Origin of the sequence: Streptomyces sp. NPDC085937, from assembly GCF_044540535.1 — a bacterium.
Taxonomy (GTDB): domain Bacteria; phylum Actinomycetota; class Actinomycetes; order Streptomycetales; family Streptomycetaceae; genus Streptomyces.
In genome coordinates, this window is the sequence record NZ_JBITSH010000012.1 from 217,981 (window position 1) to 235,618 (window position 17,638).

Consider the following 17,638-nt stretch of genomic DNA (forward strand, 5'->3'; position numbering starts at 1 on the left):
CTGAGGGCCTGTTGAAACATACGGGACCGCACTGACTTCTCATCGATTCCTGTGACGGGTGAACACCCGGGGGGCGGGCCGCGTACTCATGGGCGCCGCTTCCCCTCACGGGCGCCTCGATGCCCCGCAATGGGATGCCCCGCAAGGAAGTCAGAGGAGTTCCATGGGACGCAACACAAGAAAACGCCGTACACCGCTGGCCACCAAGGTGATAGCCGGGGCGGCGGCCCTGGCCATCGGTGGGGGCGGTCTGGTCTGGGCCAACTTCTACGCCTCGGCGCACGAGGAGAACGGGGGGCACAACGCCACCAAGTCGGGGCAGGCCCGGGTCGCCACGATCAACTGTCCCGACGTCGGTCAGAAGCTGACCAAGGTGCCCCGCAAGGCGCGCTGGGGCGTCGCGCGGGAACTGGCGCGGCTCGACCGTCAGATCACCGACGCGTACACGCGCCTCGCCGAGACGCGCCAGGCGCAGGCGGGCGACGCGAACTACGTCGACAACGCCATCCTCGGCCCGCTGAAGTCCAAGCGCGTGGCCACCCTGGACCGCATCAACATCAACATCAAGCGGGCCGGCGGCCAGGCGCGCGACCTCGGCCGGTTCGCCCGCTGCCAGGGCGTGCCGGCGGAGCAGCCCGGCGGCGGTGACGGCGGCCAGAACGGCGGCGGTCAGGACGGCGGGCAGAACGACGGCGGGGGTCAGAACGACGGCGGCGGCCAGAACGGCGGGGGCCAGGACGGCGGCCAGGGCAACGGCGGGCAGGCCGGCAACGGTCCCGTGGCGGACGACTTCATCAAGATCGAGGACGTGCAGCCGAACTCCCGCAACCTGCCCAACGGCCTCGCCGCGAACGGCGACACCGGCTCGACCGGCAGCTTCACCACCGAGTGCGGCAAGAACGACAACGCGCTGCGCAACTCGGACAACGTGATCGTCGCCCCCGGCGTCAGCAACGGTGCCCAGCACCAGCACGACTACGTCGGCAACCAGGCCAACACGGCCTTCGCGAGCGACGAGGACCTGGCGAACGGCGAGACCACCTGCCAGAACCAGGGCGACCGGTCGTCGTACTTCTGGCCGGTGCTGCGGATCCAGGACGGCACGCAGGACATCGACCAGGACCAGCCGGGCGGTGGTCAGGACGGCAACGTCGGCAAGATCGTGGCGCCCACCGAGGTGAACCTGAAGTTCGTCGGCAACCGGACGAGCGACGTGGTCGCGATGCCCCGGGCGCTGCGCATCATCACCGGTGACGCCAAGGCCTTCACCAACGGTCTGAACAACGCCAACACCGCCTGGAGCTGCACCGGCTTCGAGGACCGGCAGGTGACGGACAAGTACCCGATCTGCCCCGAGGGCAGCGGCGTGGTCCGCACGACCAGCTTCCAGAGCTGCTGGGACGGGCAGAACAGCGACAGTGCCAACCACCGCACGCACGTCGACTTCGTCGAGGCGGACGGCACCTGCTCGAACGGCTTCCAGGCCATCCCGCAGCTCCAGGTCCGCCTGGTGTACGACAACATCCCGGCCCCGCAGGTCGACAACGGGCAGCTGGTGAGCCCGTACGCGGTGGACACCTTCCCGGAGCAGCTGCACAAGCCGATCACCGACCACAACGACTTCATCAACTTCTTCGACGAGAACCTGATGAACGAGATGGTCGAGTGCATCAACAGCGGCCGCGACTGCCAGTAGGCGGGCGGGCCCCGGCCGAGGGCGGCCGGTAGAGGGAAAGGGCGAAGGCCGGCGGCGGGAGTTCCCACCGCCGGCCTTCCGTGTGTCCGGCGCGCGGCCGGTCAGCCGTGGTGGCCGCCCTTGTTGTGGCTGCCGCCCGGGTTCATGTGCTCGGACCCCTCCTCCAGATCCCCGCCGAGGCTGGACCGCAGGGCCTCGACCGTCCTCTCCTCGCCGACGGCGACCCACTTGCGGCCGACGAGGTAGTAACCCCCGTAGTCCTTCGCGGTGTTGAGCCACTCGCGCTGACCCCGGTCGGTGGAGAAGGTGGCGAGGACGTACTTCTCGTCGCCCTTCCCGCACAGCGCCTGGCGGATGGTGTCGGCGTCGGTCTGCATGTCGGGGTCGCACTTCGCCTCGGCGGCCAGGTGTTCCAGGCTGCCGGTGGCGGTCGGCGGCACCTGGTCCTCACCGGTGCCGCCGGACCCGCAGCCCGCCAGCGCCAGGGCCGCCACGGCGCAGGTCAGCGCGAGCGTCGGTCGGGTCACCCTCATGTGTTCCTCCGGTCTTGACGGCGACATCGTGGGGCGGCGACATGCCGCACGGAGCCCCGGCCGGGGGCCCTCGGCATTCGATACGGCTGCGGCGCGCCCCGCGCTCAATCGCGGCAGCACCTCCGCCGGTCCCTCCGGGCGGGGGGACGCGTGGGTCAGGTGACCATCCACGGATTCGCTCGTTCTGCTGAACGTGCAGTCACAGGATGCCGCCGCCCAGTCCCCCGCGCCCTCCTCCCCGGCCGGACCGGTCGTGGACGTCGAACAGGCCGAGGCCGCGCTCGTCGAGCACTATCCGCGGCTCGTGCGGCTGGCCTATCTCGTGCTGCCCTCCCGGCTCGGCCGCACCCGGCGGGTCCTCACCGCGCACGCCCTGGTCCAGCGCGCCCTGCCCCGGGGCCGTGCCGCCGCACCGCTGATCCCGGCGCAGAGCGCCGGCCGGGACGGCGACCCCGGCTACGCGCTGGTCCGGCTCCAGGTGGTGCGTACGGCGCTGGAGGCGGGGCTGCCGCTGTACCGCCGCGGCCTGCCGAAGCGGGCCCAGCTGCCGCCGCTGCTGCCGCACGTGTGGGGGCTGAAGGTGTTCCCGCGGCCGGGCGGCGCCGACGAACTCGCCCTCGACCAGCGGCTGTCCGCGCTGTCGGGTCCGGCGCGTGCCGCGCACGCCCTGCGCGGCCTCGAACGGCTCCCTGACGGGGACGTGCGCGGGGTGCTGACCGCCGCGGGCGTCACCGACGTGGACGCCGCGCTGCGGGAGGCCGACGGCATCCCGGACCCGTACCGGCTGCTGGACTCCCCGGAGTTCGACCCCTGTTCGCTGCAGGCCCGGCCGACGGACCTGCTGCGCCGCCGCCGGCACCTCAAGGCCGGGCTGGTCGGGGCGGCGGCGCTGGCGGTGTGCGGGGCGCTGCTCTCACTGCCCGGGGACGGCTGGGGGGCCGACGGCCCGGCCGCTCCCCCGTACGCCCAGAATCCGGCCGCGCGGGCCGCGCTGGACCCCGCGAAGCTGACCCGGACGCCCGCCTCGGCGTGGAAGACGTCCGCGCGCACCGACTTCTCCGTGTGGCCGACGCGGGGCGCGCTCACCGGCGACCGGGCCCTGCTGCGCCGCGCCCTCGCCGTGTGGGCCCGGCCGGGCGAGGGCGTCAAGGCCACGGCGACCCCGGGCACACCGTCCGGCGGGCCCGCCGGACCGCCCCAACTGCTGTACGCGGGGACGGTGGACGGCGCCCGCGTGGTGATCCTGTACGACGGCTGGCGTCTCGCCCGGTACGCCGAGCCGGAGCACGGCACCCGGGGCGCGGCCCTTGACCTGGCCCGGGTCGACGGCGCCGGCCGGGCCGGGGCGAGCGCGGTGGTGCTGAGCCGATCGGACGGCAACGTCCGGTTCCTGGTGGCTCCCTGGGTGCGGGAGGCGGGCGAGCGGGACCTGCGCGAGCCGGGCTCCGGTGCCATGGGCCTGGCCCTCGACGACGGGGTGACCGCGCCCTTCGTCTCCGTGGTGGGGCGGGAGCCGTGCACGGCGTGGAACGCGCTGGAGCTGACCGACGGCACCGGTACCCGGGTGCTGACGGACCTGGGCGAGCTGGTCCCGGCCCGGCTGACCGCCGGGCGCCCGGGTGAGGCCGGCGACCTCTCCGGGGCGAAGGAGCTGCGCGCCTGGGCCCCGTACGCCTGTTCGCTGGCAGTGATGCGCTCGGCGGGCGTCCGCAGTGTCAACGCCTGGACGTTCGCCGAGCAGCCGCTGCCGGACGCGGACGGCGAGGCGGAGTGGCTGTGCACCCGGGGCGAGACCTGGCGGGGAACCGGGGCGCGGGTGCTGGCGCAGTTCCACACGCCGGGCGCGCGGTACGGGGCGGTGGCGGCGACCGCGCAGGACGTGCCGGCGTGCGGGGAGCGGCGGCCGGAGGTGCTCGCCGGGGTGCTGTGGAAGTCCGCCGAGGGTGCCTGGTACCTGCTGGCGGCCGGCAGCGCCGGCGTGACCGGCGTGGAGGCGACCGGCGGGATCGAGGGCAGGGCGAAGGGCCGTCTGCTGTCCGTGCGGGCCGAGAAGGGCGCCCGGGCGGACCTCGAGGGCACACTGGAGGACGGGGGGCCGGTCGGCGGGCTGCGGTGATCCGGGGAACACCGGTGTCCGGTCCGGCCCGTGGGAGGCCGGAATCGATCGGTAAGGTGTTCGTATGACTACCGGGGTGCGTCGTAGGTTGGGAGTCGAGGAGCGTCGGCAGCAGCTGATCGGCGTGGCCCTCGAACTGTTCAGCAGCCGTTCCCCCGACGAGGTCTCGATCGACGAGATAGCGTCCCGAGCCGGCATCTCGCGCCCGCTCGTCTACCACTACTTCCCCGGCAAACTCAGCCTGTACGAGGCCGCGTTGAGGCGTGCCGCGGAGGACCTGTCGTCGAGGTTCACGGAGCCGCACGAGGGTCCGCTGGGCTCGCGGCTGCGGCGCGTGATGGCCCGGTTCTTCGACTTCGTCGAGGAGCACGGCCCCGGCTTCTCCGCCCTGATGCGCGGCGGCCCCGCGGTGGGCTCCTCGACCACCAACGCCCTGGTCGACTCGGTGCGCCAGGCAGCGTACGAGCAGATGCTGGCGCACATGGGTGTGGTGGGTCCGGCGCCGGTGCGGCTGGAGCTGGTGGTGCGCTCCTGGATCTCGCTCGTCGAGTCGACGGCGCTGATCTGGCTGGACGGGCGGCGGGTGCCCCGCGAGGAGCTGGAGGCGCAGCTGGTGCAGGACTTCGCGGCGCTGGCCGCGGTCGCCGCCGCGCGGGACGAGGAGATGGCGACGCTGCTGCGCGGCCTGGTGAAGCAGGAGCCGGGCGACGGCCCGTTCACCGACCTCGCCGCCCGGATGATCTCCCTGGCGCAGGAGTGACCGCGCCGGCCATCTGGGGGCTGGTCGTCGAGACGACCGTGGGCTCCGGGGAACGCAAGCACACGGAGGCCACCGTGGTGGCGCACGTCGAGGGGAGCCGCGAGGAGGCGCTCGCGGAGCTGGAGCGACGGGCGCGGGCGTACGTGCCCGCCCACCCCTTCAACCACGACCGGCGCCGTCTGCTCAGGGACGGCGACGGCTTCCTGCTCGTCGTCGACGGGGCGTGGCGCTCGTTTCTCACCCGGTTCACGGTGGCGGAGCTGCTGGAGGACTCCGCCGCGCCCAGTGAGCCGGAGCCGGTCGCCGGGGAGCCGCCCGCCCCGGATCCCGTCGGGGAAGCACCGCCCCCGCCTCCTCGCCCGACGCCGGAGCAGCTCGCGGAGCGGGACGAGGACGGCGTGCCGGTGCTGCCGTCGTGGCTGGGCCGTCGCGACCTGTCCTGAGGGCCTACTCGCCCTCGGACTTGCGGTAGGACGGGTCGAGGTCGCGGACCTCCGCGGAGGTGTGCGGCATCTGCCCGCCGGCCGGTTTCACGTACTGCCGCAGCAGCTCCAGGACCGTCTCGGTGAGCCGGGCCTTGGTCTCGTCGGTGCGGCCGGCCAGCAGGGCGATGTGGACGTGCACCAGCGCGTGCCCCTCGGTGTCGGGGCCGACCACCGGGTCCTCGGTGCGCCGGAACCGCGTCTTGCACGCGGGCGGTTTCGCCGCCGCGATCTCCACGACGGCGTCGTGCAGGTCCCGCGCGAAGGCGGGCCGGTCGAACCCGTCCGCCAGGTTGTCCGAGTAGTCGACGGTGATCTGCGGCATGGGCCCTCCTGGTGCTGGTCAGGAGGGCCCACCCTAGCCGCAGCCGCCGGGACGATCAGCCGGTGGTGAACACCGCGACCGTGCGGGCCGGCACGGTGAACGTGCCGGTCGCCTTCGCGTACGACGCCGTCTTCACGACCGCGTCCCCGCCGGCCGCCTGCACCGGGTGCAGGCGGTGGTCCGTCCCGGCGAGCGCGGCGACGCGCTGCTGCTGCCGCTCGGGCGTGGCGTTGAAGACCACGACCAGGCCGCCGAGGCGCATGGTGATGACGCCGGGCGTCTCGTCCTTCCCGGACAGCGGGAAGGACAGCCGGGACTGCACCTGGTCCGCCGTGCCGAGGGAGAACGCCTTCTCCGTCGTGCGGATCCGCAGCAGGTCCCGGTAGGCCGCCGAGGCGCCCTCGATCTGCGGGCAGCCCACCGTCACCGAGCCGAGCAGCGGCTTGGCGTACGGCCACTTGTCCTTGTTGTCGGCGGCCGGTGGCAGTCCGCGGCCCATGCCGTTGCCGTCCGCGCAGTTCCAGTGGATGGCGTTGAACCAGTCGCCGCTGTCGTAGGAGTTGCGGTCCAGGGACTTGGAGCGCAGCAGGTCGGTGCCCGCCTGGGAGAGCGCCGGGCCCTGGGAGAGGGCGGCGGTCGCCATGGCGAGGACCTGCATGCGGGCCCGGTCCGCGGCCGGGGTGTCCTTCGGCAGCTTGAAGGCGAGCGCGTCGAACAGCGACTCGTTGTCGTGCGCGTCCGCGTAGGCGAGGGCGTCGCCGGGGGCGGCCGCGTACCCGGCGGGGGCGCCGTTGTAGTCGACCTGGGAGCCCTTGACCTCCTTGCCGCCGGTGTCGGTGAACGTGTAGTCGGCGAGGTTGCCGCTCAGGCCCACCTTGATGAGGTCCTGGTAGTGCAGCAGCCGGGCCTTCTGCTCGGCCGGGGTGCCGTTGGCGGCCGAGGAGTTGGGGTCGGTGTAGAGGCCGGAGGCGAAGCCCTGCACGCCGGGGTCCTCGTCGAAGGGGCCCCCGCCGCGCACGGCGTCACGGGCCCGGTCGGAGAAGGTGGCGATGCCGGTGCCGGCCATGTTCTGCTGCGTGGCCTGCTCGAAGCGGGCGTCGTCGGCGATCTCGCCGAAGTTCCAGCCCTCGCCGTACAGGATGATCTTCTTGCCGTCGACACCGTCCTTCTTCACCGTGAGGGCGTCGAGGGCCTTGCGGACGGCGAGGATGTTCTCCTTCGGGTGGTGGCCCATGAGGTCGAAACGGAAGCCGTCGACCTTGTACTCCTTGGCCCAGGTGACGATGGAGTCGACGACGAGCTTGCCCATCATGGCGTTCTCGGGCGCCGTGTTGGAGCAGCAGGTGCTGTTGGCGACGGAGCCGTCGGCGAGGAGCCGCTGGTAGTAGCCGGGGACGATGCGGTCGAGGACGGAGGTCTTCGCCTGGCCGTGGGCGGCGGTGTGGTTGTAGACCACGTCCATCACCACGCGCAGGCCGTCCTCGTTGAGCGCCTTCACCATCCGGCGGAACTCCACCGTGCGGGCGGTGCCGTCCGGGTCGGTGGCGTAGGAGCCCTCGGGGACCGTGTAGTGGTACGGGTCGTAGCCCCAGTTGTAGGCGTCCTTCGCGGCGGCCTTCGCCACGCACTCCTGCTGCTTCTCGGAGTCGGCCGGGTAGGAAGCCAGGTCGCAGTCGACGGTCGCCTGGTCGGACTTCCTCTCGGGGATGGTGGCGATGTCGAACGCGGGCAGCAGGTGCACGTACGAGGTGCCGGCCCGCGCCAGCTCGCGCAGGTGCCTGCTGCCGTCGCTGTCCTTGTCGGTGAACGCCAGGTAGGTGCCCCGGTGCTCCGCCGTGCGGTCCTCGACGGAGAAGTCGCGGATGTGCAGCTCCTGGATCTGCGCGTCCTTGAGCGGTACGGCCTTCGGCTTGGCGTAGCCGTCCCAGCCGCGCGGCTGGAGGGACCGGTCGGCCAGGTCGACGACGAGGCTGCGCTCGGAGTCGGTGGTCAGAGCGGTCGCGTACGGGTCGGTGACCTTGTTGGTGACGAGCTCGCCCGCGGCGGGCGCCCACACGGTCACCGCGTACCGGTACTCCTTGCCCTTCCAGGAGGCGGGGCCGGTGACGGACCAGACGCCGGTGGCGTCGTTGCGGCGCATGGCGACCGTACGGCCGTCGAGCTCCAGGGCGACCTTCCGCGCGGTCGGCGCCCACACGGACAGGGTGGGCCGGTTGTTCTGGAACACCGGGCCGAGCCGCGCCTTGGTGGCGCCGGCGGCGTAGAGGTCGTCGAGGACGCCGGCGATCTGCACGCCGGTGGCGGCGAGCACCGCGCCGTTGGCCGCCCTCTGGGTGGCGACGACCTGGCCGCGCAGGGCCTCGCGGACCCGGTCGCGGTCACGCGGGTCGACGGTCCAGGCGGTGCCGTCGGCGAGGTGGGGGAACTCCGCCTTCTGCGCGTCGGTGAGAGCCGACTTGTTCAGGCGGATCCAGCGGGCGTCGCCGGTGTCCAGCTTGCCGTCCCTGACCGCGACCGCGCCGGTGCGGGAGGTGAGGAGCTGGGTGGAGGCGGCAGCGGCGGAGCCGTCCCAGACGAGGGTGGAGCGGTCGATCCAGACCGCCTTGGAGGTGGCCAGGTCGAGGGCGGCCGCGGACCCGGCGGGCTGCGGCAGCAGGTACTTCTCCTGCCCGCTCACCAGCCACACCTCGTGGCCGTTCGCCTTGAGGTCGAGCGACTGGTCGGTCGGGAGGTCCTTCTCGTCGCCCTTGTGGAGGATGTAGCTGAGGCTGGTGGCACCCTCGGCGAGCGGCACCTCGAAGACAGCGCCATAGGCATCAGTCTTCACCGGTTCCAGGGGCTTCGACCAGTCGGTGGGGTGCGCGGCACCGGTCCAGGTGTGCAGCCCCCAGCCGTCGTAGTTCCCGTCGGCGCGGTGGTAGTGCAGGACGGCCTTGGTGGTGTCCTGCGCCGGGTACTCGGGCCGCTCAGTGGTGACGGTGTCGTCGCCCTGCTTGATCCAGACCTCGCCGGTGCGGGTGACGTCGATGGTGCGGTCGGTCGCGACGTCCTTGTTGCCGTCCTTGTCGACCACCAGGAAGCCGACGTCGGAGGCGCCCGGCTTCAGCTTGACCCAGGCGAAGGCACCGTAGGCGTCGCGGCCGGTGAAGGCGTGTCCCGCGGGCCATTCGGTGGCCTCGCCGTCGGCCAGGTCGCCCCAGGCGTACAGGCTCCAGTCGTCGTAGTCGCCGTCGGGGCGCTGGTAGTGGACGATCGCGTATTCGCGGGAGGCGGCGGTGGGCTCCTCCTCGGCGGGCGGGGTGCCGGTCGTGGACGCGGCGAGGGCGCTCGCGGTGCGGCCGGCCGAGTCGATCACGACGGCCTTGTAGCGCAGCGCGGTACCGGCGGGGACGTCCGCGCCGATGGTGTGGGTGACCTTGTACGGCGCGTGGTCGGCGGAGCCGAGGGTCTGCCACGTCCCGTTTCCGGTCTGGGCGGCGAAGACCACTCTGTTCAGCTGACCGCCCTCGACATCGGCGGTGACCTCGACGGTGCCGGTGGCGCCCGCCTCGGGGGCCTTCAGGGTGAGCGTGGGCTTCGCCTCGGGCCTGCCGAGCGGGGCGGCGGCCTTGAGGACGATCGCGGAGCGGGCCGGGACGGAGACGGTGATCTTCCGGTCGGCGTCGCTGCGCACGGTCGCGTCGGTGCCGTGGACGCCCTTGAAGGCCGTCCGGGCGGAGCCGGTCGCGAAAGTGGCCTTCTTGGTCTCGGCGGCATTGTTGAAGGCGACGACGTACTCGGTGGTGTCCTTGCCGGTGGCGGTGCGGGAGAAGGCGTAGACGCCGGGGCCGTCGTCGGCGTACCGCTCCTGCTGGACGCCGTCGGTCAGCGCCGGGTGCGCCTTGCGGAGCGTGGCGAGGGCGCTGATCTGCCGGTAGAGCGGGGAGCGGGTGTCGTAGGTGTCCTCGGCGTGGGTGCGGCCGGTGCCGATCAGGTCGTCGTCGAGGTAGTCGGCGGTGCGGGACGCGAAAAGGGTCTGGCGGGCGTCCTTGTCGCCGCCGGCGCCCGTGAAGCCCTGCTCGTCGCCGTAGTAGACGACCGGGTTGCCGCGGCTGAGGAACATCAGCTCGTTGGCGAGCATGTCCCGCTTCAGCAGCTCCGCGTCGGACGCCTCCGGGTTGTCCTGCTTCAGGAACGTGCCGATGCGGCCCATGTCGTGGTTGCCGAGGAAGGTGACCTGCTCGTACGCGTTGGCCTTGTCGGTCGTGTACTTGTAGTCGTCACCGAAGACAGAGGCGAGCTTCTTGGCACTGCCGCTCTGGGAGGCGTACGTGCGGGCCGCCTCCTGGAAGGGGAAGTCGAGGGTGGCGTCGAGCCGGCCCTGCGTGACGTAGGGGGCGGTGACGTTCGTGTCGGAGGAGTACACCTCTCCGAACATGAAGAAGTCGTCCCGGCCGCGCTTCGCCGCGTAGGCGTCGAGGGCGGTGGCCCACTGGGTCCAGAACTCCATGTTCACGTGCTTCACGGTGTCGATCCGGAAGCCGTCGATGTCGAAGTCCCTGACCCACCGCTGGTAGATCTTCTCCATGCCGTCGACGACCTCGGGACGCTCGGTCCACAGGTCGTCGAGCCCGGAGAAGTCGCCGTACTCGGCGGACTCGCCCGCGAAGGTGGAGTCGCCGCGGTTGTGGTACATCGCCGGGTCGTTGAGCCAGGACGGCACCTTGAGCCGCTTCTTCGCGGCGGGCACGACGGGGGTGCGCGGGAAGGAACCGGTGTCCACCCGCGGGAACGTCCGCCTGCCGTCGGCGTAGTCGGCGTCGTCGAAGGGCACGCCGTCCTTCGTCAGGTACGGGAAGGCGCCCTTGGAGAGGTAGTCGGAGGACTTCTCCTCGTACTGGACGACGTCGGCGGTGTGGTTGGTGATGACGTCGAAGAAGACCTTCATGCCCTTGGCGTGGGCCTTGTCGATGAGGGTCTCGAGGTCCTTGTTGGTGCCGAAGTGCGGGTCGACCTGGGTGAAGTCGGTGATCCAGTACCCGTGGTAGCCAGCGGAGGCGTCCTTGCCGGTGCCCTGCACGGGCTGGTTCTTGAAGATCGGCGCCATCCAGATGGCGGTGGTGCCGAGCCCCTTGATGTAGTCGAGCTTCTGGGTGAGGCCCTTGAGGTCGCCGCCCTGGTAGAAGCCCTTGTCGGTGGGGTCGTACCCGTGGGTGAGGCGCGAACCGGTCAGTCCGCCGCGGTCGTTCTTCGGGTCGCCGTTGGCGAAGCGGTCCGGCAGGACGAAGTAGAACTGCTCCCGCGTCAGGTCGTGGCGCGCCGGGGAGGAGGCGAGCTTCGCGTCCGAGGGGGGCGCGGGCGGGGTGGCGGCTCGGGCGGCGACCGGCTGCACGAGTGCCGCGGCGAGCGCGGCCACCGTGACGGCGGCGACGCGGCGGCCCCGCGCGGTGCGGCGCCCCGGGGGCGCGGGCCATCTGGGTATCAAGGCGTGAACTCCTTGCGCTTACGGCTCATTGGGTCCGACCCCACACCCCGGCGGGGGCTGTTTCGGCCACATCACCGGAGCGTCGGCGTGACCGTATCGTCGTTGAAAGCCTTACAGCAATACTTCTGAAACCGACGGCAAGAACTTCCAGCGGGAGGTATCCGGCACGGGCGGACGAGTCCGGCACACGGACGTGCGCGCCATCGGTCACCTGGCGGGCGACCGGCGGCGCGCGGGCGCTCGGTGACGAACCGTCAGGCGGCGGCGGTGGCGCAGACGACGGCGTAGGGCCGGCCGATCGCCAGGGTCGGTTTCAGCGGGTTCGTGGTGCCCGACGGGCACTCCGCCTCGGTCTCGACCAGGCCGAGGACCTTGTAGTCGGCGGAGCCGGCCTTGGCGCAGGCGATCTCCTGGGCCTGGGCGTCGACGCAGTCGCCCTTCACCAGCCGGCCGCCTCCCGCACCCGCGTCGTCCGACGACGCATCCGACGAGGACGACGCGGACGAGGACGACGACGGATCGGAGGACGACGAGGACGAGGACCCGTCGTCGTCGAAGTGGTTCCACGCGGCGATGATGCCGATCAGGATCAACGGCACCATCACCGCCTGAAGGCACCCGGCCGCACGCCCTCCGGGACGCCGGGTGGTGGTGTTCGCAGCCATGTGGACGTGCTCCCCCCGCGGCGCGTCCGGCGATCGCGTGGAGGGATCGCGCCGCGCCTCCTCACCCAGCGGGGGCGCCTGATCACCCCGCGTTCACGCTAGCGTCCGGCGACCGTGGATCCGGCCGCCGGACGTCACAGTCGTGCTTCAGCAGGAGGACTTGCCGGCGTACACGGCGAGGGCCGTGTGGGCGCCCAGGGTCGCGGTGAGCTGCCCCGAACCGTTCACCGTCACCGGGGAGTTGCTCTGCACGTTGCAGTACGTGCCCGCCGGGAGGGAGGTCTGGTAGGTGCGGGTCAGGGAACCCGACTCGTGGTTGACGGCCACGAAGCCCTTGCTGCCCCGGCCGAAGGCGATGGCGTCACCGCCGTTGTCCCACCAGTTGGTGACCGCCTGGCCGCGGGTGGCGTTGCGGAAGCCGACCATGGATCTGATCTCGGGCCAGTTGTGCTGGCACTTCCAGCCGCTCTGCCAGCAGGCGTCCACGCGGCCGCCGTTGGGCGGTCCGGCGTCCTGGTTGGTGAACTCGTAGCCGGAGTTGATGTCCGGGGCGCCGTAGGGCCAGGCCAGCATGAAGACGTTGGCCAGGGTGTAGGTGGCGTTGTCCTTGTAGCTGAGCGTGGAGCCGTTGCGCTCGGTGTCGTGGTTGTCGACGAAGACACCCGCGACGGAGCTGTTCATGTAGCCCCAGCCCTCGCCGTAGTTCTTCAGGTAGGCGAGGTTCTCGTTGTTGAAGACGCGCTTGAGGTCGTAGGCGTAGCGGAACTCCTGGACGTCCCCGTTGCCCGTGTACTCGGTGGGCTGGACGGCCTCGCCGGCACCGTGGATGACCTCCTGCTTCCAGTACACCGACGGATTGGTCAGGCGGGACTTGATGTTGGCGAGGTCAGCGGCCGGCATGTGCTTGGCCGCGTCCACGCGGAAGCCGTCCACGCCGAGGGAGAGCAGGTCGTTCATGTACCCGGCGATGGTCTTGCGGACGTACTCCTCGCCGGTGTCGAGGTCGGCGAGGCCCACCAGTTCGCAGTTCTGGACGTTCCAGCGGTCGCCGTAGTTGTTGATCTCCGACGTGCAGTTGTCGAAGTCGTAGGAGGAGTACAGGCCCGGGTAGTTGTACTTCGTGTACGACGAGCCGCCGGTGCCCGTGCCACTGCCGGCCGACATGTGGTTGATGACGGTGTCGACGACGACCTTCACACCGGCCGAGTGACACGTGTCGACCATGTTCTTGAAGGCGGTGCGGTCGCCGAGGCGTCCGGCGATCCGGTAGCTGACGGGCTGGTACGACGTCCACCACTGTGAGCCCTGTATGTGCTCGGCGGGCGGGGAGACCTGCACGGCGCCGTAGCCGGCGGGGCCGAGGGTGGTGGTGCACTCGCGGGCGACCGAGGCGAAGTTCCACTCGAAGAGGACGGCGGTGACGTCCTTGGTGCCGGGCGGGGAGGCCTCCGCCGCAGTCGGGGTCATGACAACCGAGGCGGCCGCGAGGGCGACGATCCCGGCAAGGGTTCTGCGTGCCATGTGGGGTCCTTCTTCATCGAAGGGGGTGTGGGGATACCGCCACAGATGGATGAAGCTTCTTGCAGAAAACTTCAGCAACCTTGCGGCAACGCAGATGTTAGAGGCCCGCAACCCGAAAGGGCAGCGGGCCGTACCAACTTGAAGGAAAAAAGTTGCGGGGCGGACGACCTGACGACCGTCAGACGGTCGTCCACCACACGGTCGTGTCGGCCGCGACGGTGGCCTTGCCGCCCGCCTCCTCCACGTCACCACTGGTGATCAGCACCCGTCCGTGGGCGGGCACCGTCACCGGCGCGTCCGTGGTGTTGGCGACGCACACGAAGTCCCCGCGGCGGAAGGCCAGCACACCCTCGGGCGCCGGCAGCCACTCCACCGCGTCACCGGCGCCCAGGTCCGCCTGTTCGCGGCGCACGGCCAGCGCGGAGCGGTACATCTCCAGGGTCGAGCCCGGCCGGCCGGTCTGCGCCTCGACGCTCAGCTCGCCCCAGCCCTCCGGCTGCGGGAGCCAGCTGCCGCCGTCACCGAAGCCGTACGACGAGCCCTCGCGGGTCCACGGGATCGGCACCCGGCAGCCGTCACGGAAACCGTCCTGGCCCGCGCCGCGGAAGTACGCCGGGTCCTGGCGCACCTCGTCCGGCAGGTCCACGACGTCCGGCAGGCCGAGCTCCTCGCCCTGGTAGACGTAGGCCGAGCCGGGCAGCGCCAGCATCAGCAAGGTCGCCGCGCGGGCCCGGCGCAGGCCCAGCTCACGGTCGCCGGCCTCGCGGATCTGGGTGCCCAGACCGGCCGGGTTGGCGAAGCGGGTGGCGTGCCGGGTGACGTCGTGGTTGGACAGCACCCAGGTGGCGGGGGCGCCGACCGGGCGCATCGAGTCGAGGGTGCGGTCGATGACCCCGCGCAGCTCGGCCGCGTCCCAGTGGGTCGCCAGGTACTGGAAGTTGAACGCCTGGTGCAGCTCGTCCGGGCGCACGTAGTTGGCGGTGCGCTCGACGGTGGGCGTCCACGCCTCGGCGACGAAGATCCGCTCACCGCTGTACTCGTCGAGGATCAGACGCCACTGCCGGTAGATGTCGTGCACGCCGTCCTGGTCGAAGAACGGGGTGACATCGTTGCCCAGCATCCGCAGCTCGTCGTGCGAGCCCAGGTCCGGCAGGCCCTCGGCCTTCACCATGCCGTGGGCGACGTCGATGCGGAAACCGTCCACACCCATGTCCAGCCAGAACCGGAGGATGGAGCGGAACTCGTCGCCGACCGCCGGGTGCTCCCAGTTGAAGTCGGGCTGCTCGGGCGCGAAGAGGTGCAGGTACCACTCGCCGGGCGTGCCGTCGGGCTCGGTGACCCGGGTCCAGGCCGGGCCGCCGAAGATCGACTCCCAGTCGTTGGGCGGGAGTTCGCCGTTCTCGCCCTTGCCGGGACGGAAGTGGTAGCGCTCCCGCAGCGGCGAGCCGGGGCCCTCGGCGAGGGCGCGCTTGAACCACTCGTGCTGGTCGGAGGAGTGATTGGGCACGAGGTCGACGATGATCCGCAGGCCCAGCGCGTGGGCGTCACGGATCAGCGCGTCCGCGTCCAGCAGGGTGCCGAACATCGGGTCGACGGCGCGGTAGTCGGCGACGTCGTAGCCGGCGTCGGCCTGCGGGGAGGCGTAGAAGGGGCTCAGCCACACGGCGTCCACCCCGAGGTCACGCAGGTACGGCAGCCGGGAGCGGATGCCTTCCAGGTCGCCCATGCCGTCGCCGTTGCTGTCGGCGAAGCTGCGCGGGTACACCTGGTAGATCACCGCGTCCCGCCACCAGTCACGGCGCCGCGCGACGGTGGCGACGGCCGAGTCGGTCGTGGGGGTCGGGGCCGGGGCGGCGGAGTGCTGGCTCATGTCGTCCTTGATGCGAGTTCGGGCAGGGAAGCGGGTGGGGGCGGGGAGAGAAAACGAGGCGGCCGCGATGACAGCGGGGTCGGATGGCCACGCGACCGCCTCGGACCCGGGGAGGGGCAGCGCCCCCGAAGGGGCGCGGGGAACTGCGCGACCAGCCACGGCGAATCCGCAGCCGGCCGACAGCAGAAGTCCCCCGGGACTTACCCCTTGGTGCCACCGGCAGTAAGGCCGGCGACAAGGTTCTTCTGCACGAGATAGAAGAACGCGGACACGGGTATCGCGATCAGCACCGCCGTCGCGGCCATCAGATTCCGCTGGGCGTCGTGCTCACTCACGAAACTCTGCAGACCCACCGCCAGCGTGTACTTTCTGTCGTCGAGCATGAACGTCGTGGCGAAGGCGACCTCGCCGAACGCGGTGATGAAGCTGTAGAACGCGGCGACCGCGAGTCCCGGCTTGGCGAGCGGCAGGATCAGCCGCGCGAACGTGCCGAACGGGGACAGTCCGTCGACGCGTCCCGCCTCGTCGATCTCGAACGGGATGGTGTCGAAGTAGCCCTTCATCAGCCAGGCGCAGTACGGCACCGCCGTGGAGCAGTACACGAGGATCAGGCCGAGGTAGCTGTCGATGAGCTGCAGGTCCGAGAGGATCTGGTACATCGGCACCATCAGCACGGCCACCGGGAACATCTGGGTGACCAGCAGCACCCACATGAACTTCTTGTAGCCCGGGAAGCGCATGCGGGAGACGGCGTAACCGGTGGTGGCGGCGACGAGGACGCCGATGACCGTGGTGCCGAGCGAGACGATCAGCGAGCTCTTCAGCCAGTCGAAGAAGTTCGTGTTCTGCAGGACGAACGAGTAGTTGTCCAGCGTCATCTTGCCCCAGATGCCGCCGGGACGCAGATAGTCGTCCTTGTCGGGGCCGAGGGACAGGAACACCAGCCAGGCGACCGGGAACAGCGCGATCAGGCTGGCCACGATCAGGATGCCGTGGGAGGTGAGGCGGCCCAGCGGGCTGACCTCACCGCGCCGGCGGCCCTTGCGGGGCGCGGCCGCGGGAGCGTCGGCGGGCCGGTCCGCCTCGGCGGCGGTGGGGAGGGTCGAGGTGCTCATGAAGACTCCCGCCTCAGATCGTGAGCTGCTGGTCGTTGCGGTTCAGCCAGCGGCGGTAGAAGGACGTGAAGACGATCAGGACGGCCAGCAGCAGCATGCCGTAGGCCGCGGACTCGGCGAACTCGCGCGGCTGCTGTCCGAAGCCGAGCTGGTAGGCCCAGGTCACGAGGATCTGCGCGTCCGGGGCGGTGTTGCCGAACAGCAGGAAGATGATCGCGAACTGGTTGAACGTCCAGATGATGCCGAGCAGCACCACGGTGGAGCTGACCGAGCGCAGGCCGGGCAGGGTGACGTGGCGGAACCGCTGCCAGGCGCTCGCGCCGTCCATCTCGGCCGCCTCGTAGAGGGTGCTGTCGATGGACTGCAGTCCGCCGAGCAGGGAGACCATCATGAACGGCACACCGCACCAGGTGTTGACCATGATGGCCGCGAACCGCTGCCAGAAGGAGTCCTCCAGCCAGGCCGGGGTGGGCAGGCCGAGGAAGTCGAGGCCGGAGTTGATGATGCCGGCGTCGGCCAGCATGAAGCGCCAGCCGAAGACGGTGACGAAGGTCGGCACGGCCCACGGCAGGATGAGGACCAGCCGGTAGAAGGTGCGCCCGCGCAGCTTCTGGTTGAGCAGCAGCGCGAGGCCCAGTCCGATGCCGTAGTGCAGGGCGACACAGGCGGCCGTCCACACGATCGTCCAGATGAAGTGCGACCAGAACCGGTCGTAGGCGGTCTCGCCCCACAGGATCTCGGCGTAGTTGTCGAGGCCGATGAACTTGTAGGTGGCCTCGATCTCGTTGACGCCGATGGTGCGCGCCGAGTTGAGGCTGTCCGCGTCGGTCAGCGTGAGGTAGAAGCCGTAGACCAGGGGGTACAGCACGATGACGCCGAGCACGACGGCCACCGGCGCGATCATGGCGTAGGCGTACCAGTGCTTCTGGTAGGAGAGCTTCAGGCGCTGGCCCGGTCCGGGGCGGGGCGCGCGGTCACCGCGGCGCTTGCCGGTCGCGCGGTCGATGGCGACTGTCATGGTTCGGCACCTTCTGGATGATCAAGGAGTACGGCAACAGGCCGGCGGCCGCCGGACCCTCCCCTCCTGGAAG

Annotated in this window: 12 protein-coding genes; 4 read left to right on the forward strand and 8 right to left on the reverse strand. The window is 71.0% G+C overall.

Annotated elements, in window-relative coordinates:
- Window positions 1-163: 163 nt before the first annotated feature.
- Window positions 164-1,696, forward strand: a complete 1,533-nt coding sequence (locus tag ACIF8S_RS24950) for a DUF1996 domain-containing protein (protein ID WP_400001838.1) — start codon at window positions 164-166, stop codon at window positions 1,694-1,696.
- 101 nt (window positions 1,697-1,797) lie between these two features.
- Here ACIF8S_RS24950 and ACIF8S_RS24955 read toward each other — a convergent pair whose 3' ends face one another.
- On the reverse strand, window positions 1,798-2,229 hold the full coding sequence (locus tag ACIF8S_RS24955; RefSeq protein WP_400001839.1) for a hypothetical protein: 432 nt from the start codon (window positions 2,227-2,229) through the stop codon (window positions 1,798-1,800).
- 193 nt (window positions 2,230-2,422) lie between these two features.
- On the opposite strand from ACIF8S_RS24955, the gene ACIF8S_RS24960 reads away from it, so the two are divergent.
- From ACIF8S_RS24960 to ACIF8S_RS24970, 3 genes are all read left to right on the forward strand, one after another.
- Window positions 2,423-4,345 carry a hypothetical protein gene (locus tag ACIF8S_RS24960; protein ID WP_400001841.1) on the forward strand — a complete coding sequence of 641 codons (1,923 nt, stop codon included), beginning with the start codon at window positions 2,423-2,425 and terminating at the stop codon, window positions 4,343-4,345.
- Window positions 4,346-4,409: 64 nt separating this feature from the next.
- Window positions 4,410-5,105: a TetR/AcrR family transcriptional regulator gene (locus ACIF8S_RS24965; RefSeq protein WP_400001843.1), complete on the forward strand. Its 696-nt coding sequence runs from the start codon at window positions 4,410-4,412 to the stop codon at window positions 5,103-5,105.
- Entirely contained in the window at window positions 5,102-5,548 is a 447-nt protein-coding gene (locus ACIF8S_RS24970) for a hypothetical protein (protein WP_400001845.1), read from the forward strand. Before ACIF8S_RS24965 ends, ACIF8S_RS24970 begins: the two co-directional genes overlap by 4 nt.
- 4 nt (window positions 5,549-5,552) lie before the next feature.
- On the opposite strand, the gene ACIF8S_RS24975 is transcribed toward ACIF8S_RS24970, so the two are convergent.
- The 7 genes from ACIF8S_RS24975 to ACIF8S_RS25005 all read right to left on the reverse strand — a co-directional run bounded on the left by ACIF8S_RS24975 (window position 5,553) and on the right by ACIF8S_RS25005 (window position 17,565).
- Window positions 5,553-5,912, reverse strand: coding sequence for a 5-carboxymethyl-2-hydroxymuconate Delta-isomerase (locus ACIF8S_RS24975; RefSeq protein WP_400001846.1), 360 nt, complete (start codon window positions 5,910-5,912; stop codon window positions 5,553-5,555).
- Between the two features lie 55 nt (window positions 5,913-5,967).
- On the reverse strand, window positions 5,968-11,376 hold the full coding sequence (gene pulA, locus ACIF8S_RS24980) for a pullulanase-type alpha-1,6-glucosidase (protein WP_400001848.1): 5,409 nt from the start codon (window positions 11,374-11,376) through the stop codon (window positions 5,968-5,970).
- A gap of 254 nt (window positions 11,377-11,630) precedes the next feature.
- Complete coding sequence (locus tag ACIF8S_RS24985; protein ID WP_400001850.1) at window positions 11,631-12,041, reverse strand: hypothetical protein; 411 nt, start codon at window positions 12,039-12,041, stop codon at window positions 11,631-11,633.
- Between the two features lie 147 nt (window positions 12,042-12,188).
- The gene (locus ACIF8S_RS24990) at window positions 12,189-13,562 is read right to left on the reverse strand and encodes an alpha-amylase family protein (RefSeq protein WP_400001852.1); all 1,374 of its coding nucleotides are present in this window, start codon (window positions 13,560-13,562) and stop codon (window positions 12,189-12,191) included.
- Window positions 13,563-13,740: 178 nt separating this feature from the next.
- Window positions 13,741-15,432: a glycoside hydrolase family 13 protein gene (locus ACIF8S_RS24995; RefSeq protein WP_400001853.1), complete on the reverse strand. Its 1,692-nt coding sequence runs from the start codon at window positions 15,430-15,432 to the stop codon at window positions 13,741-13,743.
- 200 nt (window positions 15,433-15,632) lie between these two features.
- On the reverse strand, window positions 15,633-16,547 hold the full coding sequence (locus ACIF8S_RS25000) for a sugar ABC transporter permease (RefSeq protein ID WP_400001855.1): 915 nt from the start codon (window positions 16,545-16,547) through the stop codon (window positions 15,633-15,635).
- A gap of 13 nt (window positions 16,548-16,560) precedes the next feature.
- On the reverse strand, window positions 16,561-17,565 hold the full coding sequence (locus ACIF8S_RS25005) for a carbohydrate ABC transporter permease (protein WP_400001857.1): 1,005 nt from the start codon (window positions 17,563-17,565) through the stop codon (window positions 16,561-16,563).
- Between the last annotated feature and the right edge of the window lie 73 nt (window positions 17,566-17,638).

Coding starts and splice junctions, on each gene's coding strand:
- ACIF8S_RS24950 (WP_400001838.1), top strand. CDS start 164: ATGGGACGCAACACAAGAAAACGCCGTACACCGCTGGCCACCAAGGTG.
- ACIF8S_RS24955 (WP_400001839.1), bottom strand. CDS start 2,229: ATGAGGGTGACCCGACCGACGCTCGCGCTGACCTGCGCCGTGGCGGCC.
- ACIF8S_RS24965 (WP_400001843.1), top strand. CDS start 4,410: ATGACTACCGGGGTGCGTCGTAGGTTGGGAGTCGAGGAGCGTCGGCAG.
- ACIF8S_RS24975 (WP_400001846.1), bottom strand. CDS start 5,912: ATGCCGCAGATCACCGTCGACTACTCGGACAACCTGGCGGACGGGTTC.
- ACIF8S_RS24985 (WP_400001850.1), bottom strand. CDS start 12,041: ATGGCTGCGAACACCACCACCCGGCGTCCCGGAGGGCGTGCGGCCGGG.
- ACIF8S_RS24990 (WP_400001852.1), bottom strand. CDS start 13,562: ATGGCACGCAGAACCCTTGCCGGGATCGTCGCCCTCGCGGCCGCCTCG.
- ACIF8S_RS24995 (WP_400001853.1), bottom strand. CDS start 15,432: ATGAGCCAGCACTCCGCCGCCCCGGCCCCGACCCCCACGACCGACTCG.
- ACIF8S_RS25000 (WP_400001855.1), bottom strand. CDS start 16,547: ATGAGCACCTCGACCCTCCCCACCGCCGCCGAGGCGGACCGGCCCGCC.
- ACIF8S_RS25005 (WP_400001857.1), bottom strand. CDS start 17,565: ATGACAGTCGCCATCGACCGCGCGACCGGCAAGCGCCGCGGTGACCGC.